This is a genomic window from Kosakonia sp. S42 (assembly GCF_016624785.1).
GTDB lineage: Bacteria > Pseudomonadota > Gammaproteobacteria > Enterobacterales > Enterobacteriaceae > Kosakonia > Kosakonia cowanii.
The window spans coordinates 1-24,148 of the sequence record NZ_JACVTW010000033.1 but is presented as its reverse complement, the minus strand read 5'-3'; the positions used below and the strand labels follow the sequence as shown (position 1 = coordinate 24,148).

General features: G+C 57.9%; 27 protein-coding genes. 10 read left to right on the top strand and 17 right to left on the bottom strand.

All coding sequences use genetic code 11. The annotated features are described in order from the left end of the window. Nucleotides 1-33 precede the first annotated feature (33 nt). Complete coding sequence (locus IAE50_RS22195) at nucleotides 34-1,236, bottom strand: YjgN family protein (RefSeq protein WP_200581313.1); 1,203 nt, start codon at nucleotides 1,234-1,236, stop codon at nucleotides 34-36. A gap of 191 nt (nucleotides 1,237-1,427) precedes the next feature. Here IAE50_RS22195 and IAE50_RS22190 point away from each other — a divergent pair, with 191 nt between their 5' ends. Next, on the top strand, nucleotides 1,428-1,931 hold the full coding sequence (locus IAE50_RS22190) for a GNAT family N-acetyltransferase (protein ID WP_094419235.1): 504 nt from the start codon (nucleotides 1,428-1,430) through the stop codon (nucleotides 1,929-1,931). 28 nt (nucleotides 1,932-1,959) lie between these two features. Here the strand turns inward: IAE50_RS22190 and IAE50_RS22185 are convergent, their stop codons facing one another. From IAE50_RS22185 to rraB, 3 genes are read right to left on the bottom strand one after another with little or no spacing between them, the layout of a single operon-like run. After that, nucleotides 1,960-2,781 carry a topoisomerase II gene (locus IAE50_RS22185; protein ID WP_232045105.1) on the bottom strand — a complete coding sequence of 274 codons (822 nt, stop codon included), beginning with the start codon at nucleotides 2,779-2,781 and terminating at the stop codon, nucleotides 1,960-1,962. Between the two features lie 20 nt (nucleotides 2,782-2,801). Continuing rightward, nucleotides 2,802-3,560 (bottom strand): tRNA isopentenyl-2-thiomethyl-A-37 hydroxylase MiaE, encoded by a 759-nt coding sequence (miaE, locus tag IAE50_RS22180; RefSeq protein ID WP_200581312.1) that lies wholly within the window; start codon nucleotides 3,558-3,560, stop codon nucleotides 2,802-2,804. Between the two features lie 46 nt (nucleotides 3,561-3,606). Then, nucleotides 3,607-4,032, bottom strand: coding sequence for a ribonuclease E inhibitor RraB (gene rraB / locus IAE50_RS22175; RefSeq protein ID WP_023480438.1), 426 nt, complete (start codon nucleotides 4,030-4,032; stop codon nucleotides 3,607-3,609). A 98-nt stretch (nucleotides 4,033-4,130) separates the two neighbouring features. On the opposite strand from rraB, the gene IAE50_RS26810 reads away from it, so the two are divergent. Further along, nucleotides 4,131-4,226 (top strand): hypothetical protein, encoded by a 96-nt coding sequence (locus IAE50_RS26810; RefSeq protein WP_225975695.1) that lies wholly within the window; start codon nucleotides 4,131-4,133, stop codon nucleotides 4,224-4,226. Next, nucleotides 4,196-5,200 (top strand): ornithine carbamoyltransferase, encoded by a 1,005-nt coding sequence (gene argF, locus IAE50_RS22170; protein WP_200581311.1) that lies wholly within the window; start codon nucleotides 4,196-4,198, stop codon nucleotides 5,198-5,200. The genes IAE50_RS26810 and argF overlap by 31 nt, the downstream gene beginning before the upstream one ends. 34 nt (nucleotides 5,201-5,234) lie before the next feature. Here argF and IAE50_RS22165 read toward each other — a convergent pair whose 3' ends face one another. Then, nucleotides 5,235-5,687 (bottom strand): YhcH/YjgK/YiaL family protein, encoded by a 453-nt coding sequence (locus IAE50_RS22165; protein WP_128483763.1) that lies wholly within the window; start codon nucleotides 5,685-5,687, stop codon nucleotides 5,235-5,237. 240 nt (nucleotides 5,688-5,927) lie between these two features. Here IAE50_RS22165 and IAE50_RS22160 point away from each other — a divergent pair, with 240 nt between their 5' ends. From IAE50_RS22160 to ridA, 4 genes are all read left to right on the top strand, one after another. Beyond that, complete coding sequence (locus IAE50_RS22160; protein ID WP_187291244.1) at nucleotides 5,928-6,074, top strand: pyrBI operon leader peptide; 147 nt, start codon at nucleotides 5,928-5,930, stop codon at nucleotides 6,072-6,074. Next, nucleotides 6,067-7,002 carry an aspartate carbamoyltransferase gene (gene pyrB / locus IAE50_RS22155; protein WP_042714036.1) on the top strand — a complete coding sequence of 312 codons (936 nt, stop codon included), beginning with the start codon at nucleotides 6,067-6,069 and terminating at the stop codon, nucleotides 7,000-7,002. Before IAE50_RS22160 ends, pyrB begins: the two co-directional genes overlap by 8 nt. A 13-nt stretch (nucleotides 7,003-7,015) precedes the next feature. Beyond that, on the top strand, nucleotides 7,016-7,477 hold the full coding sequence (gene pyrI / locus IAE50_RS22150; RefSeq protein WP_023480436.1) for an aspartate carbamoyltransferase regulatory subunit: 462 nt from the start codon (nucleotides 7,016-7,018) through the stop codon (nucleotides 7,475-7,477). Between the two features lie 75 nt (nucleotides 7,478-7,552). Then, the gene (gene ridA / locus IAE50_RS22145) at nucleotides 7,553-7,939 is read left to right on the top strand and encodes a 2-iminobutanoate/2-iminopropanoate deaminase (protein ID WP_023480382.1); all 387 of its coding nucleotides are present in this window, start codon (nucleotides 7,553-7,555) and stop codon (nucleotides 7,937-7,939) included. Between the two features lie 403 nt (nucleotides 7,940-8,342). Here the strand turns inward: ridA and mgtA are convergent, their stop codons facing one another. Beyond that, nucleotides 8,343-11,051: a magnesium-translocating P-type ATPase gene (mgtA, locus tag IAE50_RS22140; protein WP_200581310.1), complete on the bottom strand. Its 2,709-nt coding sequence runs from the start codon at nucleotides 11,049-11,051 to the stop codon at nucleotides 8,343-8,345. 382 nt (nucleotides 11,052-11,433) lie between these two features. On the opposite strand from mgtA, the gene treR reads away from it, so the two are divergent. The 3 genes from treR (at nucleotide 11,434) to nrdG (ending at nucleotide 15,570) form a co-directional block, all read left to right on the top strand. Next, entirely contained in the window at nucleotides 11,434-12,378 is a 945-nt protein-coding gene (gene treR, locus IAE50_RS22135; protein WP_200581309.1) for a trehalose operon repressor TreR, read from the top strand. A gap of 347 nt (nucleotides 12,379-12,725) precedes the next feature. After that, entirely contained in the window at nucleotides 12,726-14,861 is a 2,136-nt protein-coding gene (gene nrdD, locus IAE50_RS22130) for an anaerobic ribonucleoside-triphosphate reductase (RefSeq protein WP_200581308.1), read from the top strand. Nucleotides 14,862-15,105: 244 nt separating this feature from the next. Next, the gene (nrdG, locus tag IAE50_RS22125; RefSeq protein WP_200581307.1) at nucleotides 15,106-15,570 is read left to right on the top strand and encodes an anaerobic ribonucleoside-triphosphate reductase-activating protein; all 465 of its coding nucleotides are present in this window, start codon (nucleotides 15,106-15,108) and stop codon (nucleotides 15,568-15,570) included. 5 nt (nucleotides 15,571-15,575) lie between these two features. On the opposite strand, the gene IAE50_RS22120 is transcribed toward nrdG, so the two are convergent. The 11 genes from IAE50_RS22120 to IAE50_RS22070 form a co-directional block, all read right to left on the bottom strand. Further along, nucleotides 15,576-15,860 (bottom strand): type II toxin-antitoxin system RelE/ParE family toxin, encoded by a 285-nt coding sequence (locus IAE50_RS22120; RefSeq protein WP_094419229.1) that lies wholly within the window; start codon nucleotides 15,858-15,860, stop codon nucleotides 15,576-15,578. Next, complete coding sequence (locus IAE50_RS22115; RefSeq protein WP_042714051.1) at nucleotides 15,850-16,092, bottom strand: type II toxin-antitoxin system RelB/DinJ family antitoxin; 243 nt, start codon at nucleotides 16,090-16,092, stop codon at nucleotides 15,850-15,852. The genes IAE50_RS22120 and IAE50_RS22115 overlap by 11 nt, the downstream gene beginning before the upstream one ends. Nucleotides 16,093-16,170: 78 nt before the next feature. Continuing rightward, on the bottom strand, nucleotides 16,171-18,081 hold the full coding sequence (locus IAE50_RS22110; protein ID WP_200581306.1) for a transcription antiterminator: 1,911 nt from the start codon (nucleotides 18,079-18,081) through the stop codon (nucleotides 16,171-16,173). An 83-nt stretch (nucleotides 18,082-18,164) separates the two neighbouring features. Then, nucleotides 18,165-18,902: a KDGP aldolase family protein gene (locus IAE50_RS22105; protein WP_200581305.1), complete on the bottom strand. Its 738-nt coding sequence runs from the start codon at nucleotides 18,900-18,902 to the stop codon at nucleotides 18,165-18,167. Beyond that, entirely contained in the window at nucleotides 18,899-20,017 is a 1,119-nt protein-coding gene (locus IAE50_RS22100; protein WP_094419227.1) for a DgaE family pyridoxal phosphate-dependent ammonia lyase, read from the bottom strand. The genes IAE50_RS22105 and IAE50_RS22100 overlap by 4 nt, the downstream gene beginning before the upstream one ends. Next, nucleotides 20,001-21,134: an amidohydrolase/deacetylase family metallohydrolase gene (locus IAE50_RS22095; protein WP_200581304.1), complete on the bottom strand. Its 1,134-nt coding sequence runs from the start codon at nucleotides 21,132-21,134 to the stop codon at nucleotides 20,001-20,003. The genes IAE50_RS22100 and IAE50_RS22095 overlap by 17 nt, the downstream gene beginning before the upstream one ends. A 42-nt stretch (nucleotides 21,135-21,176) precedes the next feature. Then, nucleotides 21,177-21,818: a DUF4310 family protein gene (locus IAE50_RS22090; protein ID WP_023480214.1), complete on the bottom strand. Its 642-nt coding sequence runs from the start codon at nucleotides 21,816-21,818 to the stop codon at nucleotides 21,177-21,179. Between the two features lie 9 nt (nucleotides 21,819-21,827). Further along, on the bottom strand, nucleotides 21,828-22,604 hold the full coding sequence (locus IAE50_RS22085) for a DUF4311 domain-containing protein (RefSeq protein ID WP_124970326.1): 777 nt from the start codon (nucleotides 22,602-22,604) through the stop codon (nucleotides 21,828-21,830). Nucleotides 22,605-22,655: 51 nt separating this feature from the next. Further along, nucleotides 22,656-22,952 carry a DUF4312 family protein gene (locus tag IAE50_RS22080; RefSeq protein WP_023480238.1) on the bottom strand — a complete coding sequence of 99 codons (297 nt, stop codon included), beginning with the start codon at nucleotides 22,950-22,952 and terminating at the stop codon, nucleotides 22,656-22,658. Nucleotides 22,953-22,954: 2 nt separating this feature from the next. Further along, nucleotides 22,955-23,317 carry an SFCGS family glycine-rich protein gene (locus IAE50_RS22075; RefSeq protein ID WP_023480243.1) on the bottom strand — a complete coding sequence of 121 codons (363 nt, stop codon included), beginning with the start codon at nucleotides 23,315-23,317 and terminating at the stop codon, nucleotides 22,955-22,957. A gap of 10 nt (nucleotides 23,318-23,327) precedes the next feature. Continuing rightward, nucleotides 23,328-23,666, bottom strand: a complete 339-nt coding sequence (locus tag IAE50_RS22070) for a glycine dehydrogenase (protein WP_071789532.1) — start codon at nucleotides 23,664-23,666, stop codon at nucleotides 23,328-23,330. Between the last annotated feature and the right edge of the window lie 482 nt (nucleotides 23,667-24,148).

The window sequence follows — 24,148 nt, the reverse complement described above, 5'->3', positions numbered from 1 at the left end:
ATCACAGCCGCCATCCGGCACGTTCTACCGAACTTAAATCGCCGCCGGATAGAACGACAAACCACGCGCCAGCAGGTTAGCCGGATCTTTCGCCGGCTGCACGCCGTGATCTTCCAGCGTCAGCGCTTCCAGATTGCCGTGCACATGGGTATTTTCCAGCAGGTAGCGGGTCATACGCACCTTCGCCCACGGCCACGCCAGGAACAGCGTCACCAGGCACACCGCCATATTACTGATGGCGATCCACAACATGCGCCCAACAGTCACCGTGGAAGAGAAGCGAATATCCCCTTCCAGCACCAGCTGGCTATAGAGGTAAGCGCGCAGCTTCACGAAAGCAAAGGTAAAGCAGACAATCGCGCCAAGAATATAGATCAGGTAGGTGAGCATGATTTTGCCGTACATCGGGCCCATCATCATCGCCATCTGCTCAGGATCGCCCTGCAGTAAATAGGCAGACTGCATCAGTTCAATCATCGCCGGCACAATCAATACCATCACCAGCGCGATAAACGGAATAAACAGCAGCATCGACAGCAGCACAATACCGATACATTTTTTCATCGAGAAGCTGCCGGAGAATTTTAATTTGCCGTACTGCAAATTATTCGCCAGCATGCCATACCACTGCGCGGCAAATACGCCCTGCATCACGCCAATACCCAGCAATACGGCCAGCGATCCGACGATGCCTACCGTAACAATGGCGCCAATCGAACCACTGCTTGCCACCATCGTTGCGAAGATAGAGAAAATAATCCCCACGCCAACCATAATCAGCAGCGGGCAGCCCATCATCACCCACCACGCGCGCAGCGGGCTGGCGTAAAAGTTAAAGCGCACGCCGTTAATCTCGGTCATCAGCATCTGATAACGCAGACCCTGCGTAATTAACCATGGGAAGAAGAGAATAAATAAACCCATCATGCAGAGTTGCAGAATAACGTTCCCATGTACCACGTTAATTAAAAAAATCGCATACAGCGCCAGCAGGCAGAGCCAGCCAACAAAAATGGAGCTGCCGGTCGCGTGGTAAGAGAAACGCGCGCCCTCCAGCTCGGTGTTTTCGTAGAAATAACGACGCGCGCGAATTAACGCCCACGGTAAATAAATCCCCAGCGTTATTAAGGTCAGCAGAATATTAACCAGCCAAACAACGAAATAGCCTTTCCCGCTACCCTGAAAGCGGAAATGGCGCACGGGAGCCGCCACAGAAGCATGAATGTCGGAAGTCATAACAATCCTTATTGTAAAAAAGAGGTGCTAACGGAGTTAACCACAGCAATATTGCTTAAGAATTATCTCCACTGTGCAGTGTAAATACCTTACGGTCAAAAAAATAGCGCCCAATATTCCTGGTCTTGCCAGATGGGCCCTGTAGTGGTATTAACCAGGATCCCCGAAAAAGCAACAGACAGAGTGCGAAAATGAATGTAACCGCGCCGGTAGAGGTCAAAATGCGCCGCATTGCCGCGACTGATAATGCGGCTATCGCCTCGGTGATCCGTCAGGTGTCAGCCGAATATGGCCTGACGGCTGATAAAGGCTACACCGTTGCCGATCCTGAACTGGACGAGCTTTATCAGTTATATAGCCGCGAAGGCTGCGCTTACTGGGTCGTGGAGTTGAATGGCGACGTGGTGGGCGGCGGCGGCGTGGCGCCATTGAAGTGCAGCGAGCCGGATATCTGTGAGCTGCAAAAGATGTATTTTCTGCCCTGCGCGCGCGGCAAGGGGCTGGCGAAAAAGCTGGCGCTGATGGCGCTCGATCACGCGAAAAAAAGCGGCTTCACGCGCTGCTATTTAGAGACTACCGCCTTTTTAACCGACGCCATCGGTCTGTATGAGCACCTGGGGTTTGCGCATATCGACGGCCCGCTGGGCTGCACCGGGCACGTCGATTGCGAAGTGCGAATGTTAAAAACGCTCTAATCAAGTGCGGGCGCATCGGCCCGCACCATCACTGCTCTTCCGACGCCAGCACCAGCCGCACAATCGCGGCGGCTTTCTGCGGCGGTAGCGCCAGTACATCACCCCAAAGCTGTTGCAGCATATCGCAGACCAGCTTCTCTTTGCCGATGGCATTTTGCGGTGCATCCAGCAGTTGCAGATCCTGACCATACTTCTGCGCCATCGGCTGTACCACAATCGCCACATCCCGCTGCGCATTGGCGCGCTCTTCGGCTGTCACCGTGTGTTTATTGGGCCCGTAAGAGGCGTTGAGCATGGCGGCTTCAGTGTCGAGGCGGCGTTTTAACATCTCCGGGGAGATAAAGCGCACCGGGTTGATGCCCCCTTTTACCGCCGGGTATTGAAAGCGGAAACAGGCATCATCGCTCTTCGCCTGAATTTCGGCGGCCTGCTCCATCATCACGCGCATTTCGGCGACCACCAGGTCGTCCGGCGCAAACTGCAAACGTTGCATCTGCACCGCGAGGATCTGCGGCTGAATGGCGTCGATCACCTTCTGCTCATTCGCCCCCTCTTTCATCATCACCATCACCTGGGCGCGCAGTTTCGCCATCAGGGCGGGATCGTGTTCGGCAATAAATTTCCACGCCGGGACCTGCTGCACCGTCGCGTCAAACTTCTCATCCGCGGTCTGGGCTAACTTCTCTCCCTGCAAATATTTAATGTCGATCACGTTCCACAGGGCGATAAATACCACCACCAGCACGATCGCGCTTCCTTTGCTCAGCCACCCTTTTTTACGCAGCAGGCTGGCGACCACGGCGATCGCCATCCCGGCGTAGCCCGCCATCAGGATATGTGTCCAGTTCATTATTTTCCTTTGATCTCAAATCAGGCCGGTACGCCGCTGTGAAAACGGAACTCCGTATCCGGTGAGCTAATCAGCGCCGCTTCCACTTCGCCGAAATGGCGCACGCGCGGCGCAATATCGGTGGCCGAAATCTGCTGCGCCAGCGCGAGGTAGTCCTGGTAGTGGCGCGCTTCGGATCGCAGAAGCGACAGATAAAATTTTTGCAACTCCGCGTCAAGACACGGCGCAAGCGCGGCGAAGCGTTCGCAGGAGCGCGCTTCGATATAGGCACCGCAAATTAATTTATCGACCAGAGTCAGCGGTTCATGAGTGCGAACTTCTTTCAGCATTCCTTTGGCATAGCGGCTGGCGGTAATTTTCACATAGGGAATGTTGCGGGCGAGCATCGCTTCGCGCACCTGCCAGAAGTGGTGCAGCTCCTCTTTGATCAGCAGCACCATGCTGTCGATCAGCGCCTGGCCCCAGGCATCATCGGTCTGTGGCATCACGCTTTTGCCGATCTGCTTATGCAGGGCGACAAAGTCAGGTTCCGGGCCTTCGCGGAAGGTAAACTCTTCATAGGGTTTCAGCCAGCCGAGCAGCGCTTCTGAGCCGGTTTTATCGGCAACGTAGCGGCGCACCAGCAGCATGGCGGTTTGGGCGGCCTTCAGTTCGCAGACCAGGTGATCGGTAAGCAGCAGCGGCAGCATCTCGGGCTGGCGGGCTTTCTCTATCCAGGCGGTGGGGGTTGGGCAGTGCAGAAAAGCGCGAACCGGGGCGAGTAGTTGCGGATAATCCATGGCATTTCCTTGCTTTGCGGCAGCGGGGCGCTGCCGCAACGTTCACTTAGTGACGGACACCGTCATCTTCTTCGTCAACGTAATCTTCGTCGTCTTCGTCGTCGCCCTCTTCGCCGTTCGGGTCTTCGTAGTACGTGCCCCAACCGTCGTACTCAACGTCGAATTTCTCTGCCAGGTTGATCAGTTGCTCAACCTGCGCGTCGATCAGATCGGCATTCAGCGCGCTTTCGCTCAGCACGTCGCAGCAAATGACCACTTCGCCCTCTTCCAGCTCCAGCTCTTCCGGCTCGGTCACTTCGTAGCCGAGTTTGAAGGCTTCAACGGCCGCTTTTTCCAGCGTTTCGAAATCATCTGCCGACAGGTGATGCTCAATGGTGTAGAGCGCATCAGGATCGCTGCCATCTTCCAGCAACTCTTCAATAATCAAACGCGTCTCTTCGCGCTGCTCTTCCAGGTGTTCCGGGTTTGCCATGGGTCGTTCCTCATCAAAGTGGCAGATACTCTTATTGTCACACACCGCCGCCGTTGCCTCCACTCTTCGCCGAAAAGATTTATCCCTCAGGGTTGCAAATGAATATTCATCCATATAGATTGAATTTTAATTCAATAAGTGGCGTTCGCCATGCGAGGAAAAAATGTCACCTTTTTACCAGAAACATTTTCTAAAACTGCTCGACTTTACCCCTGCTGAAATCCACGCTCTGCTGCAACTTGCCGCGCAACTCAAATCAGATAAGAAAAAAGGCCAGGAAGTCCTGAAGCTTACCGGCAAAAACATCGCGCTCATCTTCGAAAAAGACTCTACCCGCACACGATGCTCTTTCGAAGTTGCCGCTTACGATCAGGGCGCTCGCGTCACCTACCTCGGCCCAAGCGGTAGTCAAATCGGGCATAAAGAGTCAATTAAAGATACCGCGCGCGTACTGGGCCGGATGTATGACGGCATTCAGTATCGCGGCTACGGCCAGGAGATTGTTGAAACCCTGGCACGCTTCGCGGGCGTGCCGGTGTGGAACGGCTTAACCGATGAGTTTCACCCCACGCAGCTGCTGGCGGATCTGCTCACCATGCGCGAGCACCTGCCGGGCAAAGCCTTTAACCAGATGACGCTGGTTTATGCAGGCGATGCGCGTAACAACATGGGCAATTCAATGCTGGAAGCCGCCGCGCTGGTGGGCCTCGATCTACGCCTTGTAGCACCGAAAGCCTGCTGGCCGGAGGCGAGTCTGGTGGCAGAGTGCCAGGCGCAGGCGGTGAAAAACGGCGGCAATATTCTGCTGACCGAAGATGTCGCCGTCGGCGTGAAAGATGCGGACTTTATCTACACCGATGTCTGGGTGTCGATGGGCGAAGCGAAAGAGAAGTGGGCAGAGCGCATCGCCCTGCTGCGTCCTTACCAGGTCAACAGCAAAATGCTGTCGCTGACCGGCAACCCCCAGGTGAAGTTTCTCCACTGTCTGCCGGCGTTTCATGACGATCAGACCGCGCTTGGCAAGCAGATGGCGCAGGAGTTCGGCCTGCACGGCGGGATGGAAGTGACGGATGAAGTGTTCGAATCGCGGGCAAGCGTGGTGTTTGATCAGGCGGAAAACCGCATGCACACCATCAAAGCGGTGATGGTCGCCACGCTCAGCGAGTAAGGCGCTTCCCCTCTCCTCGCAGAGAGGGGGAAAATCAGGCCACCAGCAGCTTAACCACCACTTTGCGCACCTGCGCCGGTGCGTTGACCGCGCAGAGCGGTTTATGCACTTCGCCAGGATAGAAGACGACAAAATCCCCGGCGCTCAGCACCACGGTTTTCTCCTGCTCGCCCTGCGGCAAAAAGGCGATATCTTTATCCGCCAGCCAGTCGGTATCCGGCGCGCCCGCAGGCTGCGTGCTAAAGGTCATCCCCTCTTCGCCTTTTAAAACAATCTGGATATCCAGATAGCGCGCGTGATACTCGGCGCGGCGCTCGGCAAAGGGCTGCGTCATATCTTCCGACACGAGGTAAAAGAGGCGGTTGCCATCGATATCATGTTTGCCAACCGGCGTCGCTGCGGTCACGTGCTGCTTGATATGCTCAATCGCCTGGCGCAGCTCTTCCGGCAGCCAGGGTTGTAGGTTGTGAATATTGCCAACGATCATTGCTAAACCCTCAATTAAAACAGCGTTTCATTTCCACCATTTATACGAGGATTCTCTGGCCCCTGCTACCCCTATCTGCCTGAGTTTTGCGTTAACGCATGTTTCAACGCTGGCGCGTAAGCGGCGGTTAAAGCGCATTACTATTCATAGAGAACCGTTTGCACTGCGTAAAGTGTGCATCAAACGCTTGATCCGCGAAAACAGCTGCGTATAATCCGGGACAATTTGCCGGGAGGAAGCATGGTCCAGTGTGTTCGAGAGTCTCTCTTACCGCGTCTTAACAAAGGCGCAGGCCTGCCGTTTTTCGCTCCCGTGGCTTACCCCATATCCAGCCCCTCTTTTGAGGGGCTTTTTTTTGCGCCGTCGTCAGGAGATAACCATGGCTAATCCGCTATATCAGAAACATATCATTTCCATAAACGATCTCAGCCGCGAAGAACTTGAACGGGTACTCCACACGGCGGCGAGCCTGAAAGCCAACCCGCAGCCGGAGCTGCTGAAGCATAAAGTGATCGCCAGCTGCTTCTTCGAAGCCTCCACCCGCACGCGTCTATCTTTTGAAACCGCGATGCACCGCCTGGGCGCAAGCGTGGTCGGCTTCTCCGACAGCAGTAACACCTCGCTCGGCAAGAAGGGCGAAACGCTGGCGGACACCATTTCGGTGATTAGCACCTATGTCGATGCGATTGTGATGCGCCACCCGCAGGAGGGCGCGGCGCGCCTGGCGACGGAGTTCTCCGGCGGCATTCCGATCCTCAACGCTGGCGACGGTGCGAATCAGCATCCGACGCAGACGCTGCTGGATCTCTTTACCATTCAGGAGACCCAGGGCCGTCTGGAAAATCTCAATATTGCGATGGTGGGCGATCTGAAATATGGCCGTACCGTGCACTCGCTGGCGCAGGCGCTTGCGAAATTCAACGGCAACCGTTTTTACTTTATCGCCCCGGACGCGCTGGCAATGCCGCAGTACATCCTCGATATGCTGGATGAAAAAGGGATCGCCTGGAGCCTGCACGCCAGCATCGACGAGGTGATGGCCGAGGTCGATATTCTCTATATGACGCGCGTACAGAAAGAGCGCCTCGATCCGTCGGAGTATGCCAACGTCAAAGCGCAGTTTGTGCTGCGCGCCGCCGACCTTGAGGGTGCGCGCAGCAATATGAAAGTGCTGCACCCGCTGCCGCGCGTCGATGAGATCACCACCGATGTCGATAAAACCCCGCACGCCTGGTACTTCCAGCAGGCCGGGAACGGTATTTACGCCCGCCAGGCGCTGCTGGCGCTGGTTCTGAATCGCGATTTGGCTCTGTAAGAGGGAAACGATAATGACGCATGACAACAAACTTCAGGTCGAAGCCATCAAACGTGGCACCGTGATTGACCATATTCCGGCGCGTATCGGCTTTAAGTTGCTGACGCTGTTCAAGCTGACGGAAACGGATCAGCGCATCACCATCGGCCTGAACCTGCCTTCCGGTGAAATGGGCCGTAAAGATCTGATTAAAATCGAGAATACCTTTCTGACCGACGAGCAGGTGAACCAGCTGGCGCTCTATGCGCCGCAGGCGACGGTGAACCGCATTGATGAGTATGAAGTGGTGGGCAAATCGCGCCCAAGCCTGCCTGAGCGCATCAGCGGCGTGCTGACCTGCCCGAACAGCAACTGCATCAGCCATGCCGAACCGGTGTCGTCGAGTTTTGCGGTGAAAAAGCGCGAAAACGACATCGCGCTGAAGTGCAAATATTGTGAAAAAGAGTTCTCGCACCACGTGGTGCTGGCTAACTAATTGCGGCTGGTAAAGCCGGGTGCCCTCCCTATAATGGATCGGCATCCCTTTTACCGCAGATTACAGGAGTGATTTATGACTAAAGTTATCGCCACGGAAAACGCGCCAGCCGCGATTGGTCCTTATGTGCAGGCCGTCGATCTGGGCAATATGATCCTGACTTCCGGTCAGATCCCGGTCGATCCGAAAACCGGCAGCGTGCCGGATGCGATCGATGCCCAGGCGCGCCAGTCGCTGGAGAACGTGAAAGCTATCGTTGAAGCGGCAGGTTTGACCGTGGGCGACATCGTGAAAACCACCGTTTTCGTCAAAGATCTCAACGATTTCGCCACCGTTAACGCCACCTACGAAGCCTTTTTCACCGAGCATAACGCCTCCTTCCCGGCGCGCTCCTGTGTCGAAGTGGCCCGTCTGCCGAAAGATGTGAAAATCGAAATCGAAGCCATCGCCGTTCGTCGTTAATGCCCCCCGCCGCCATCAGCGCCCTTGCCTGATGGCGGCTTCGCCTTATCAGGCCTGGGAAAACCCATGTTACTGAAACGGCGTAGGCCGGATAAGCGAAGCGCCATCCGGCAAACAACCCGCACATTGCCCGCTGGCGCAATGCCTGATGGCGGCTACGCCTTATCAGGCCTGGGAAACTGCGCCTTATCAGGCATGGGAAAACCATGTTGCTGAAACGGCGTAGGCCGGATAAGCGAAGCGCCATCCGGCAAACAGCCCGCACATCGCCCTCCGGCGCAATGCCTGATGGCGGCTTCGCCTTATCAGGCCTACGAAACTGCGCCTTATCAGGCATGGGAAGACCATGTTGCTGAAACGGCGTAGGCCGGATAAGCGCAGCGCCATCCGGCACTTATCCGCGTTACTGCCAGCCATAGCGGCGGTAAAAGATCCCCTTCACGCACTGGGTCAAAATCATATACCCCGCCAGGATCGCCACCAGCCACGGGAAATAGCCGAGCGGCAACGCCTGTAATTGCAGGTAACCCGCCAGCGGTGAGAAGGGCAGCGCAATGCCAACGCAGATGCCCATTAGCGTCATCGCCACCAGCGGCCAGGCGGGGCGGCTCTGAATAAACGGCACGCGGCGGGTGCGGATCATATGCACAATCAGGGTTTGCGACAGCACGCCCACCACAAACCAGCCGGACTGGAACAGGGTTTGCGCCTCCACCGTATTGGCCTTAAACACCCACCACATCACGGCAAAAGTAATAATGTCGAAGATGGAGCTGATCGGCCCGAAAAAGACCATAAAACGCCCCAGATCCGCCGGGTTCCAGCGCTGCGGCTTCGCAATCTGCTCCTCGTCGACGTTATCGAATGGGATCGCCACCTGCGACACATCGTAAATCAGGTTCTGAATCAGCAAGTGCAGCGGCAGCATCGGCAAGAAGGGCAGAAACGCACTGGCCACCAGTACGCTAAAGACATTCCCGAAGTTCGAGCTGGCGGTAATTTTGATGTACTTGAGCATATTGGCAAAGGTGCGACGCCCTTCGATTACCCCCTGCTCCAGCACCATCAGGCTCTTCTCCAGCAGGATGATATCCGCCGCTTCACGGGCGATATCGACCGCGCCATCCACCGAGATACCAATATCCGCCGCCCGCAGGGCTGGCGCATCGTTAATGCCGTCGCCCATAAAGCCCACCACGTGCCCTTCGCGTTTCAGCAGGCGCACAATGCGCTCTTTGTGCATCGGCGTCAGGCGGGCAAACAGCGTCACATGCTGCGCCACGTGCGCCAACTCGTTGTCGCTCATGCGTTCGATTTCGCTGCCAATCAGCACATCGCCCACCGCTAAGCCCACTTCGTGGCACACTTTGCCGGCAACCAGCTCGCTGTCGCCGGTGAGGATTTTGACGGTGATGCCGCTGGCTTTCAGCGCCTTTAACGCCGGGGCGGTGCTCTCTTTCGGCGGATCGAGAAACGCGATATAGCCTTCGAGGATCAGATCCGACTCATCAATCCGCTGATAGTCACCGCTGCGCGCAGGCAGATACTTGGTCGCCACCGCCACGACGCGCAGCCCCTGGCGGTTAAGGGTGCTGGTGACGCGCTCAATGCGCCGCAGCATGCTGTGATCCAGCGGCACAATCTCACCGTTGTAGCGCACATGGCCGCAGACGCTGAGCATCTCGCTGAGCGCGCCTTTGCAAATCAGCTGATGGGCGTCCGCCTCCTGCGCCACCACCACCGACATGCGGCGGCGCTCGAAATCAAAGGGGATCTCATCCACTTTGCGCCACTGTGTGGCGAGCGTTTGCACCATCTCCGCCTCGACGCTCTCCAGCACCGCGGTATCGAGCAGGTTTTTCAGCCCGGTCTGGTAGTGGCTGTTGAGCCACGCGCAGTGCAGCACCCGCTCGCTCACTCTCCCGCTGATGTCGGTGTGGTTCTCCAGCACGATTTTGTCCTGCGTCAGCGTGCCGGTTTTATCGGTGCAGAGAATATCCATCGCGCCAAAGTTCTGAATGGCGTCGAGGTGTTTCACAATCACTTTCTGTTTTGACAATTTCACCGCGCCGCGCGCCAGCGTCGAGGTGACAATCATCGGCAGCATCTCCGGCGTCAGCCCAACGGCGACGGAGAGAGCAAACAGCGCCGCTTCCCACCAGTCCCCTTTGGTGAAACCGTTGATCAGCAGCACGATGGGCGTCATCACCAGCATAAAGCGGATCAGCAGCAGGCTGACGCGACCGATCCCCTTCTGGAAGGCGTTCGGTTCGCTCTCCTGCTCGCCGACCCGGCTGGCGAGTTGCCCAAACCAGGTCTGGCCGCCGGTAGCAATCACCAGCGCCTGCGCGGTGCCGCTCACCACGTTAGTGCCCATAAAGCAGAGGGTATCGCACTCCAGCGGGTTGCTCTGCGCTACCTGACGGGTGATGGCGCTCTTCTCAACCGGCAGTGATTCGCCGGTCAGCGACGCCTGGGCGACAAAGAGATCCCGCGCCTGCACGATGCGCAGATCCGCCGGGATCATATCCCCGGCGGAGAGCTTGACGATATCGCCCGGCACCAGTTGATCGATCGGCAGCTCGCACCAGTCGCTCTCGCCGGTATCACTCACCACGCGCCGCACCGTCGCGGTATTGGTGACCATCGCTTTTAACGCATCCGCCGCTTTGGTCGAGCGCGCTTCCTGCAACCAGTTCAGCAAGGTGGAGATCGCCACCATCAGCGCGATCACCCCTGCGCCAAAGAGATCTTCCGAGGCATAGGAGATGATGCCGAGCACGGTGAGCAGCAGGTTGAACGGGTTACGGTAGCAGAGCCAGAGATGCACCCACCACGGCGACGGTTTCTGCGCCGGGATCAGGTTCTCGCCGTGGATCTCCCGCGCCAGGCGCACCTCCTGCGCGTTTAACCCCTCCGGGTGGCTGTTAAAGGTTTCCCACAGCTTCGGCTGCTCCATCAGCGCCGTTTGCAGGCAGCGTTCACTCATTGAGGGCGGGATCTCGCCCTGGATGGCGCTACGCACGCCGGGAAGCGGATCGCGCGCCACCAGGCGGCGCGGTAAGTGGCGGTTCAGGCGAGCGAAAAGCTGCCGGGTAAATGTTTTCAGCATAGCGATGTCCTTGCCCCCGCCTCACGCGGGTGCGTTAACTACGGGCGCGACGATGCCGCACCAGCAGGTGTTAATAACTCGGGCAGGGACGAGATGACGTCGCTGCCTTACGCATCCGGTAAGGCAGCAAATGCGGGCTTACCGGAAGGGTCTTCTCCATCGGGGATGAGGGGTGGGATCGGGATCCATAGCGCCTCCGGTAAGGGTTAAAAGGGAATGATTACGCAGCGGTATCATATACCCCGAAATGTAAACCGAACGTATACGACCGCCACTCGCGCCGCGCAGGGATAAACCAGACTTTACTCATTGTTGTTATTTGCTCTGAAGTGCAACACTTTCTGACTCTGCCAACCCCCATCGCCAGTATCAGGAGTGCTGCATGCCAAACCGGCTGACCATTAATGACATCGCGCGTTTAAGCGGCGTGGGAAAATCGACCGTCTCGCGCGTGCTGAACAATGAAAATGGCGTCAGCCAGCAGACGCGCGAACGGGTGGCGGCGGTGGTGAATCAGCATGGCTTCTCCCCTTCCCGCTCCGCACGCGCCATGCGCGGGCAGAGTGACAAAGTGGTGGCGATTATCGTGACGCGGCTCGACTCCCGCGCTGAAAACCTGGCGGTACAAACCATGCTGCCGGCCTTTTATGAGCAGGGCTACGACCCGATCATGATGGAGAGCCGCTTTCAGCCGGAGCTGGTGGCGGAGCATTTGCAGATGCTGAGCCAGCGTAATATCGACGGCGTGGTGCTGTTCGGCTTTACCGGCATTACCCCCTGCCTGCTTGCCGCCTGGCGCGACTCGCTGGTGGTGATGGCGCGCGACGTCAGCGGCTTTTCCTCCGTCAGTTATGACGATGAGGGTGCCATTGAACTGCTTATGGCGAAGCTCTATGCCGAGGGGCACCGGCAGATCGCTTTTATTGGCGTCCCGCACAGCGATGTCACCACCGGCAAGCGCCGCCACCAGGCTTATGAGGCGTTTTGCCGCCAGCACAATCTGACGCCGCGCGCGGTGCTGCCCGGCCTGGGTATGCAGCCGGGTTACGATCATGTGGCTCAGGTGCTGACACCCGAGACCACGGCGCTGCTCTGCGCCAGCGACAGCCTCGCCCTGGGTGCCAGCAAATATCTGCAGGAGCGGCGCATCACGCTTCAGCTTGCCAGCGTCGGCAACACGTCCCTTATCAATTTTCTCCACCCGGAGATCCTCACCGTCGATCCGGGCTACGCCGAAGCCGGTCGTCAGGCGGCGGCGCAGCTGATCGCCCAGGTGACCGACGTTGATGCACCACGCCAGCATGTGATCCCAGCCCGTCTGGTTTAACTTTTGCACGCTTTTTTGATGCATTTTTAATCATCATAAAAGCGTGAAATTTTATATCTCCCCTGAATGCCCCGCCCGCTGTAGCGTCAGATTTTTACTTTGTCCTGAGTCAAAAAAGACGTAAACATCTTTGATGCAAATCACTATATATAGAAATTAGAATGCTCGCCGGCCCTACATGTTGTAGTTCTTGACTATTATACGAACAAACCTACCGCCCGGAATGCACGTCATTCTGTGGATAATCGGGGCCAGAACGGGACGAACTTATTGGTTTTAATAATGAATAACCAACAGATGGGGCGTCTTTATCGTGTGGATAACCTGTTTTGCAGAAGGGAGTGATCATGACACCGCATGTGATGAAACGAGATGGCTGTAAAGTGCCTTTCAGCTCGGCGCGGATCCAGGAGGCAATCTGGCGCGCCGCAACCGCAGCGGGAGTCGATGACGCAGACTATTGCGCCACCGTCGCAGCAGTTATCAGTAGCCAGATGGAGGATCGCGCGCAGGTCGATATCAGCGAAATCCAGACCGCCGTTGAAAACCAGCTGATGTCCGGCCCCTACAAGCAGCTGGCGCGCGCCTATATTGAGTACCGTCACGACCGCGACATCGCCCGCGAAAAGCGTGGCCGCCTGAACCAGGAGATCCGCGGCCTGGTGGAGCAGACCAACTCGGCGCTGCTTAACGAGAACGCCAACAAAGACAGTAAAGTGATCCCGACCCAGCGCGACCTGCTGGCGGGGATTGTCGCTAAGCACTACGCCCGCCAGCACCTGCTGCCGCGCGATGTGGTGCAGGCCCATGAGCGCGGCGAGATCCACTACCACGATCTCGACTACTCACCCTTCTTCCCGATGTTCAACTGCATGTTGATCGACCTGAAGGGGATGCTCACTCACGGCTTTAAGATGGGCAACGCGGAGATTGAGCCGCCGAAATCGATCTCCACCGCCACGGCGGTGACCGCGCAGATTATCGCCCAGGTCGCCAGCCATATTTATGGCGGCACCACCATCAACCGTATTGATGAAGTACTGGCACCCTTTGTTACTGAGAGTTTTGAAAAGCATCGCAAAGTGGCCAACGAGTGGCAGATCGCAGACGCCGACGGCTACGCCCGCTCGCGCACCGAGAAGGAGTGCTACGACGCGTTTCAGTCGCTGGAGTATGAGGTCAACACGCTGCATACCGCCAACGGCCAGACGCCGTTTGTCACCTTCGGCTTTGGCCTCGGTACCAGTTGGGAATCGCGCCTGATCCAGCAATCGATTCTGCGCAACCGCATCGCGGGCTTAGGCAAAAACCGCAAAACCGCAGTGTTCCCGAAACTGGTGTTTGCCATTCGCGACGGGCTGAACCACAAGTTCAGCGATCCAAATTACGACATCAAACAGCTGGCGCTGGAGTGCGCGAGCAAGCGCATGTACCCGGACATTCTCAACTATGACCAGGTTGTGAAAGTGACCGGCTCGTTTAAAACCCCGATGGGCTGCCGCAGCTTCCTCGGCGTGTATGAAGAGAACGGTGAGCAGATCCACGACGGGCGCAACAACCTTGGCGTTATCAGCCTTAACCTGCCGCGCATCGCGCTGGAGGCGAAAGGGGATGAAGCCGCTTTCTGGAAGCTGCTGGATAGCCGCTTAGCGCTGGCACGTAAAGCGCTGATGACCCGCATCGCCCGCCTTGAAGGGGTGAAAGCGCGTGTAGCACCGATCCTCTATATGGAGGGCGCGTGCGGCGTGCGTCTGCAAGCGGACGATGATATTGCGCCGATTTTCAAAAACGGTCGCGCGTCGATCTCGCTGGGCTATATCGGCATTCATGAGACCATCAATGCCCTTTCCGGCAATAAACATATCTACGACAGCGAAACCCTGCGCGCGAAAGGCGTGGCGATCGTCGATCGCCTGCGCCAGGCGGTGGATCAGTGGAAAGAGGAGACCGGCTACGGCTTCAGCCTCTACAGCACGCCGAGCGAAAACCTCTGCGACCGCTTCTGCCGCATCGATACCGCCGATTTTGGCGTGGTCGATGGCGTGACCGATAAAGGGTATTACACCAACAGCTTCCACCTCGACGTGGAGAAGAAGGTGAACCCGTACGACAAAATCGACTTCGAAGCGCCCTATCCACCGTTAGCCAGCGGCGGGTTTATCTGTTACGGCGAGTACCCGAACATTCAGCACAACCTGCGCGCGCTGGAGGATGTGTGGGATTACAGCTATCAGCATGTGCCCTATTACGGCACCAATACGCCGATTGATGAGTGTTATGAGTGCGGTTTTACCGGCGAGTTTGCCTGCACCAGTAAAGGCTTTACCTGCCCGAAATGCGGCAACCATGACGCCTCCCGCGTGTCGGTGACCCGCCGCGTGTGCGGTTATCTCGGCAGCCCGGACGCGCGCCCGTTCAACGCCGGCAAGCAGGAAGAGGTAAAACGCCGCGTGAAACACCTAGGCAATGGGCAGATTGGCTAAGCCCGGTGATGTGCCCGATGGCGCGACGCTTATCGGGCCTACGGTTGCCCCATCCTGGTTTTTTGCAAAGCGACTCTAAAGCGATTTCGCAACACAGTTATGGCGTCAAGCAGGTAGCGATTTCGCAAAGCAATTGACGTAATAACAAGGCGGCAAACGAAGGAATCCCGGCAGCTTACATAAGTAAGTGACCCGGGTGAGTGAGCGCAGCCAACACAGTTATGGCGTCAAGTGGGAAGCGAAAATGAAATATCATCAATACTATGCCGTCGACATTGTGAATGGCCCCGGCACCCGCTGCACCCTGTTTGTCTCCGGCTGCGTGCATGAGTGCCCGGGCTGCTACAACAAAAGCACCTGGCGGCTGAACTCCGGCCTGCCGTTCACGCAGGAGATGGAGGATCGGATCATCGCCCATCTCAACGACACGCGTATTAAGCGCCAGGGGATCTCGCTTTCCGGCGGCGATCCGCTGCATCCGCAAAACGTGCCCGATATTTTAAAGCTGGTAAAACGCATCCGCGCCGAATGCCCCGGCAAAGATATCTGGGTGTGGACCGGGTATAAAATCGATGAGCTAAACACCGCGCAGCAGGAGGTAGTAGAGCTGATCAATGTGCTGATCGACGGGAAATTTATGCAGGATCTGAAAGACCCGATGCTGATCTGGCGCGGCAGCAGCAATCAGGTGGTGCACCACTTGCGGTGATGGGGTTACAGACGGTGAGTGGCGCTGTGGTAAGCCGCCTCTTTTTCACGCTTACCAATCGCCACGACAAACACCGTCACCACGTTGTCTCTGACCTGGTAAATCAACCGATAGCCCGAGGCACGAAGCTTTATCTTGTAGCAATCCGGCAAGCCATGCAGCCGGGCTTTTTCTACTCTCGGCTGAACCAGCACTTCTGCGAGCTTCTTTTTAAACTGCGCCTGAACCGTCACGCCCAGTTTTTTCCACTCTTTCAACGCGCGCGGATCAAACGCCAGCTCATAGATCATCCAGCCTGACCTTGATCCCTTTTTGCGGGTTCGCCAGGCGCTCTCTGACCACCTCCAGCAGTGCCGCTTCGTCTTCGCTCACCGTTACGGTTTTAACCGGCATGCGGCCATTCTCGGCAACGTATTGAAACAGCAGGCGCACCGCTTCGGTGGGCGTAATGTCGAGTTTCTCCAGCACTTTCCAGGCCTCCTCTTTGAGCTTGTCATCCAGTCGAACATTGAGCGTTGCCATTATGCCTCCGGGCAGGTGGGAGTGTGTAATGCAATATAGCATTACATTGGCATTACATCTGTTTTTGGATAACCGCTCTCAAAACCGGCTGACGCAGGCCATCGCCACGCGTTGAAAGGTGTCGAAATCGGCGCAGGCGCAGAGCCTGGCGGTGGCGCGTTCGCGCAGGAAGGTGACGAAGATATCGTAGATCGCCATCGCCTCTTCATACTCGCTTTTGCTGATCGCCAGTAAAAAGATAACGTGCGCCGTCTCATCGCCCCAGGCGATGCCCTGCGGGGCCAGCACGGTGTAAACCACGGTTTTCTTCGCCAGCAGGCCAAGGGCGTGCGGCAGCGCGATGCCTTCGCCGAGCAGGGTGCTGACAATTGCTTCGCGCTCCACCACCGAATCGAGGAACTCGCCATCGACAAAGCCCTCCTGCTGTAGCTCGGCGCAGAGGGTGCGAAACAGGGTTTGCTGATCCATCGCCTCGTCGATAATGCGAAAGTGGGCGGCGTCGAAATACTTCTTCAGCATCCACGGGCGGGTGCGATCCACCAGCACCAATTTGCCAATCTGCTCCAGCTGATAGTCGCTGGGGAACGGCGCGATGATCACCACCGGTTTATCTTTTTCGCTGATGCGCGCGGTAGAGATAACAAAATCTTCCGCCAGCGTGTCGCACTGCTCGTAGTCGCGCAGCGTCACGGTGCGGGTAATGACGATTTGCGGATATTTGCGTGCCAGCACCGCTTCAATCATCCGCACCATCGCATTTCCGGCATCGCATACCAGCAGCACGCGCGGCTGGCGCTGGTAGCCAACGTTGTAGTGCCGCTCCAGCCCGACGCCGATATGCAGCACCAGAAAACCGATCTCATTTTCGCTGATGGTATAGGGCGTATATTTCCCCCAGCTCGACACTGCCGCCAGCGTCATATCCCACGCCATCGGGTAGTGCTGTTTTATGTTATCCAGCAAGGGGTTAGGGATCATGATCTGGTAGCGCACGCGGGTGATCATGGTTTTGATATGGGTCAGCAGGTCGGCATGCAGCTGCGCATCGCCCTGCAGGTTGTAGTTATAGTGGGTGTTGATATAGCCAAGGATGTAGTTCACCAGCGTTTCGTCATCATCGGCGCTGATGGCGCTGGGTGCCGGATCCTGCACCCGCCGGGCGGCGATATGCACCCGCAGCCAGTGCTCCTCCGCCTCCGCCAACGGTTTGCCCGCCAGCTGCTGCAACGCACTGGCAATATCCCGTGCGGCGTGATGCACCTGCTCATCACCATCGTCGGCGGTGAACTCCGAGAGCGGAAACCCTTCGCTGATACGCCGCACGGCGACGGCGCAGTAGAGCTGAATAAAGCGATCGCCCTCATCGGTGAGGCGAATATGGTAGCGGCTAAAGCAGTCGTGCAGAAACGGCGCCAGTGCCTCCGGCACGCCCGCATTAAGGGCATCTTCGGTAATCAGCGGGTTATGGGCATTGAGCTGCGCCAGTTCCCACAGCAGGTCGGTGAGGCAGGCGCGCAGCGCCATTTCGCTGCCGAAGAGCTTCATGCCGTGGCGCGGGCGGGTCTCCAGCGTCAGGCGGTAGCGGGAGAACCACTCGCGCACCTCGGTCATATCGTTTTGCAGCGTGGCGCGGCTGACAAACCACTCGTCAGCCAGATCCTCAAGCTTGAGCGAGAAGGCCGAGGTGAGGAAGCGCACCACCAGGTAGTGGACCCGCTCCGGCCCGGTGCGTGGAATGCGCAGCGCGCGCGGACGGGTGGCTTGCAGCGCGTGATAAAGCGCGGCATCAAGCACCTTCAGCTGGTAACCGCTGCCGCGGCTCAAAATAAACTGCGCGCCGTGGTTCTCCAGCAACGCATTAAGCGCAGTGATATCAGCGCGGACGGTACGCGTGGAGACCGACAGCCGCTGCGCCAGCTCATCCTGCGGCAGCGTCTCGTTTTGCAGCAGGCTGAAGAGTTGCGCTAAACGTTGGTTCGGAAATCGCACGTCGTTACCTCATGGTTAAAAGTGGCGTAAGGCGTTGAAGCCTATGCAGATAATCAAAGCGCAGCCGCCATCCGGCGATAGCCTTACACCAGCGCTTTAGTCATCATAAGCAGCTGGCGGACATCCGCCGGGCGGGTCTCGCCACTCACCTTATCAATAATTGAACTATAAATGTGCGGAATGATTTTGCTGACGCCTGCCGCCAGCGCGATCTCAACGATTTCGCTGAAATTCTCCAGATCGATGCCGCCGGTCGGCTCCAGCCAGAAGTCGTGCCGCGCGCAGGCTTCGGCAACGGCTTTGTACTCCTCGCGACATTGCAGCCCGCCCATCGGGAAATATTTGATTGAGCTGCCGCCCATATCTTTCAGCAGGGCAATCGCCGTTTCCACCGGCACAATCGCATCGGCGGCCTGGCTGCTGAGCGGCCCGGTGGAAATTTTTACCTGCCCCGGCGTGCCGGTGGGCGACACCAGACCATTAACCACCGTCTCGCTCTGCCCGAGCAGCGCGCGGCTGGTGCCCACCCCGGTAAAGACCTGGTTCACATGCTGCGGCTGCACTTCGCGGGAGATGGCGCTGACCATCGCCGACTGGTTCGGATCGCCAGCACCAAGGCCGACTGAGAGCGCATTATCGATCCTCAGCGCGTACTGGCGCATATCGGCCACCGCCGAGTCGATATCCGGGTAGTTTTTTGACAGCACGCCGACCAGCACATGCCCTTCCGCCGCCTCATAGATGGCGCTGGCGTTATCGATGCTGCCTGCCAGCACGTTCAGACATACGCGGTCGTGGTAAAAGTTGGGGGTCAGTTTCATGGACGTGGCTCCTTATTCAGTTCCTCGGCGATGCGTTGCGCGATGATGGTCAGTTGCTCGGCGCTGACGCTGCGCACATCGGCTTCGATAATCCCCTCATTGGCTTTGTAGCCGCGAAAATAGATGGCGTACTCCCCCTGTTTGAGGGCCTCAACCAGTTCTCCGGTAGCGATGCCGGTAACGGCTTCGTCAAATTTGATTTCACTGCGGGCGATGTCGCGCCCGGCGCTGTCCCACACCACGCGGGCGCTGACGCCATTAAGGCTATTAAGCTGTTCAATAAAGGGCGTCATTTTGGCGACCATCTCCGCCCCGCTCTCCTTTTTCGCGCTGAGGTAGTGCTCGATGGCGCAGGTGAGGCCAAGAATGCCCTCTTTGCCCACCTTCATTGCGCGGCCAATGCCCGCCGTCTGGCGTTTTACCCACTCGACGTACTGCGTTTTGCCAATCACCAGCCCGCTGGTTGGCCCTTCAATCGCTTTCGCGCCGCTGTAGATCACCAGATCAGCCCCGGCGCGGTAGTAGCACTGCAGATCCTCTTCGGCGGCGGCATCGACAATCAGCGGCAGGTTATGCTTACGCGCTACCACGGCGGCCTGCTCGACGCTGAGCATGCTCTTCTGCACGCAGTGGTGGGACTTAATAAAGAGGATCGCCGCAGTGCGCGGGGAGATCGCCGCCGCCAGCTGATCGGCGGAGCATTCGTTGGCGTAACCGGCTTCAACCACTTTGCCGCCGCCAAGCGCGACCATCGTGCCGACTGGCGCGCCGTAGTTGACGTTGTGCCCGCGCGGCAGGACGATCTCACTGTTTTCGATCTTGGTGCTGTGCAGGTTCTCCAGCAGCCAGTCGCTCTCTTTCACCAGCACGGCGGCAACGGCTTGCGCCAGCCCGGCTGAGGCGCAGGAGACGACGGTTGCGCCTTCCACATCCAGCAGCTTCGCGATGTAATCGCCGGTTTTATTCACCAGGTCTTTCATTTCAAAGTAGTGGTTCATGCCCTGCAACGCCGCCTCCACCACTTCCGGGCGCGGGGTCGAGACACCGAGCGCCGTCATGCGCCCGGAGGCGTTAATCACCTGTTTTAACTGGTACTTCTCATAAATCGAAGACATGCTCTGCCCTCCCTTGTTCGGTCAGATAGCCCCGGCCCGCGCGAATGGCGGCCAGCGGCGTAAGTAACTGGTCAGCCTGCAAGGCGCTGTTCTCTGCATCGGTGAACAGCACCGGCTGGCGGCGAAGATCGAAAATCGTCAGATCGGCATCAAAGCCAACCGCCAGCCGCCCCTTTTTCGCCAGGCGCAGGCCGTCGGCGGCGTGGTCGGTCACGCAGGCGATCACCTGCGGCAGCGAGAGGCCGATGGCGAGAAATTTGGACATCACGTTCGCCAGCGATCGCACCGGGCCATCGATGCGGTTGCGGCAGTAGATATCGGAACTGATGGTGTGCGGCAAAATGCCGAGGCCGATGGCTTGCTTCGCCACCGCAAAGCTGAAGCTGGCGCTGCCGTGGCCGACATCGAGGCGCACGCCGCGCGTAATGGCGCGGGTCACCGCAGCGCGCAGTTCGCCGCCCGGCGTCAGAATGCGGTTCGGCTTGCCGTTGTAGCAGTGGGTGATGATGTCCCCGGCGCTCAGCAGGTCGGCAATCTCATCGAGATTCGGCGGGTTGTTGCCGATATGCACCATCAACGGCAGATCGCCATTCTCCTGCTGCATCGCTTTCGCGCGCTCCAGCGGCGTGATGCCGTTGTCACCAACTACGCTGCTGCTCATGCGTGCCTTCAGGCCAACAACAAAGTCGGGGTGGCGCTGCACGGCGTCGCGCACGGCGCTGGCATCGATATTGTCGAGGTTCGCCAGCTCGTTCTGCGCAATCAGCCCGACGCGGGAGATATTAAGCAGGGCGTAAACGTCGGTCGTGGCCTGGCGGGTGATGGCGTAGAAGTCATCAATATCATCCGCGCCGGTGCTGCCAGCATCAATAACCGTGGTGACGCCGGTTTCAATCCCGACGCTGTCCGGCTGGTCGTGGTAAATCGGCGAGTTGGGGTAGCAGTGGACATGGGAGTCGATCCAGCCAGCGCTGACATAGTGTTTGCCCGCCAGATCGACGGTTTTCACCGCCGGGCCGCTAATTTCGCCAAGTGCGGCGATTTTCCCGTCGCTGAGGGCAATATCCGTTACCGTATCGTCCACCAGACGCGCCCGGCGCAGGAGTAAATCAAACATATCTCTCTCCAGAAGTGACGGGTGCCGCAGCACCCGTATCGATCAGAGTGCGACCGGGAAGATCGCGCCCAGCAACATCGCGCCGAGGATAGCGCCGCCGGTAATCGGCTTTTGCCAGAGGTAAAAGAGCAGCGCGCCCACCAGCGAGCCAATGCCAATCGGAATCGAGGCGGTCATGGCGCTTAAGATAATCAGCGGGCCAAGAAAACGGCCGGAGGCGTTACCCGCACCCATCATTACGTCTGCGCCGTAGGTGGAGTCGCTCTGATTAATGGTGAATTTACGCGCCAGAATGATCAGGTAACCAATCGCCAGGCCAATCACCAGCCCGGTGGCCAGCGAGGCAACAAAGTTGGCGACCGGGAAGACAAAGCCCGCGCCAAGCAGCAAGGCGGGTACACCGAGACCAACGCCGGTCTGGATCGCGCCGCCGATATCGAGAATGCCGACCAGCGATCCTTCGATAATGCGCGCAAACAGGAAGCTGGCACCGAAAGCCGCTACCGCGCCATAAACGCCGGTGTCCATCCCCGCGCGCAGCATCGAGACAAACGCCACTTCGTTAAACGCGCCGATGCCGTAGAGGTAGTACATGTGCGTTCCGGCAAAGACGCCGGAGGAGAGCAGGCCAACGAAGATCGGGAATGACCAGTCGGCGTACCAGAAGCCTTTATTCTCTTCCATTGCAGATCCTTATTTGCCGCTCAGCGAGTTGTGGATGAGCTCCAGCCAGTTCGGCGCGCTCAGGTGGAATGACTCAATCATTTTCAGATCGAAGCCGCGGAAGAAGGCGCTCAGCACAAACAGGGCGACAATGGCGCTCATCATCACTTTGGTGACGCGGTTCCAGCCGCTCTCTTCCACCCCTTTACCAATCAGGATGCCGAGCACCAGGCCCGGTACGGCATTGCCCATAATCAGTTGCGCTGCGCCGCCGAATACCGTCGCCCAGAAGCCCGATTTTTTGCCCGCGTCGATCGCCGCCAGCCAGAAGATCACCGGCATGATGGTGTTGACCAGCAGGTTAGCGGCGGGTACCAGCACTTTGACGGCGGTGACTTGCAGCGCTGCAGGCACGGAGGAAGCCGTAAGGTTAAGGAAGGTGACGACCACCATGCCGATCAAACCACAGGCAATCGCCATCTTTTTCGGATTGTGCAGGGTTTCGCCGACGTTGCGGTTTTTGACCATCAGCGCCGCCGCGCCCCAGTTCGGAATGATGCGGTGATCAACGTCCTGGGTAAACGAACCCGCCGCTACCGACGAAGCCCAGGCGTTAAAGAAGAAGCCTAAACCAAAGGAGAAGTGCGACGCCGGATCCCCTTCGCAGGAGTTCAGCTCGCCCAGTGTACGAAATGCGCCCATTCCCTGAGTGGTTGGCGCGTGAAACATGCGTGCAGCCCCGGCACCCACACCGACGCCGACCAGGCCGCCGATAATGAGCGATTTTATTAGTATGAGTAAGAACATCAGTCTGCCCTCTTCTACCCTGCCAGCAACGCCTGCGGGGTATGCGGTAAGTTAGTGCGTGACGAACTCCACCTTGTCGAGATTGATGGCGGTCACGTTGACGGTCACGTCCAGCTCCACACTGTACGAGCGTCTTTCGCGACGCAGAAAGAGGAACAGAAAGGCCTCTTTGCGCGTCGTTTCCTGCGCCTGAACGACCTGCACATCCTGTGGCTCAATACGCAGTAAAATGTGCGGCGACGCCTTCATCACCGCGGCCTGAACATGGTTCAGCGCGTCAGCAAAGGCGCGCGTTTTGGCGTCGCCCTTGCCCTTCACCCTGACCGTGGTGGTGAACTGTTCTTTCATGGTTATGCGCCGTGTTTTTTCTGCCACGCCTGCACCAGGCGCTCGCCTAACTCTTCTTTATCCATAAACCCGAAACCGAGGACTTTGCACCCTTCGTTGATGGCGGTGACGCCCTCGTCGATGGAGCGCATGCCGTGTTTCGCTTTATAGCCATATTTGTTCTGCGCGGTGATGGCGCCTGCGCCACCGCTGCCGCAGAAGGAGATGCCGAAGGTGGCGTTTTCTGCGTTCATCACATCGCCGAGTTTCATATCTGCCGCCACGCCCGGTACCACTACCGCGCGGCCGCCCGCTTTCTCGACGCCTGCCGCGACTTTCTGCCCTTTGCCCAGGCGGTCGCCAATCACTACGGTAATCTGTTCCATGGTTTGCTCCTTAAAGGTTCTCTTTTGCCACTTCGAAGTGCACTGACAGCAGCCAGGCCTCTTCTTGCGGGAGATTGCCAAACGCCGCTACCACGTCGTGGGCGAGGCGCATCGATTCAGGCGAGATCTCATCAAACAGGCTGGCATCCACTTCCGGCAGCGGCTCGCCGGTCACCGACCGGTGCGCCATCGCGCGAAGATGGGAGGTCAGCATTTGCTGCTGCACCGCATTCGGCGTGATGTTCTGCGCATGAAGCAAGGTGTAGACCTGCGACAGCATGCGCTCCGCCAGGGTTGCCGTTTGCGCCGCCTGCATGGTCGCATCGTTCATTACCGCTCCGTTATTCACTCGTCGTACCCCGTTGATGGCTCAGGGATAAAGCTAACGGCGCGAAGACAGAGTTTGTAGCGAGGAGTTTTCCACTTCGAAGTGGAAACCGGGAGGGCGTTAGTGATCTGCGCCACAAAAAAAGCCTACAGAGGGATTTTTCACTGAACGGCGGTCACAACATTGGGTAATGCACGAGGGATTTGGCGCGCAATGACGCAGAAAAAAAGGGGCAAGCGAGAGGAGAAAGTGTGAGGGGGATAAGGTTTGCTTATTGGGGGGCTGCTGGGGTTACGGAATCGCTGAAACCGCGTAGGCCGGATAAGGCGGAGCCGCCATCCGGCAACATTTCCGCGGCATCATTGCCGGATGGCGCGTTACACGCTTATCCGGCCTACAAAAGCGAGCCCACAGCGACACCGACTTTGTTTTTATCTGCAATATCACAGCGAGGGGTTGTGTCCCCGCTGAAATCGGCGAACCGAAGCGTGAATGACAAGGTC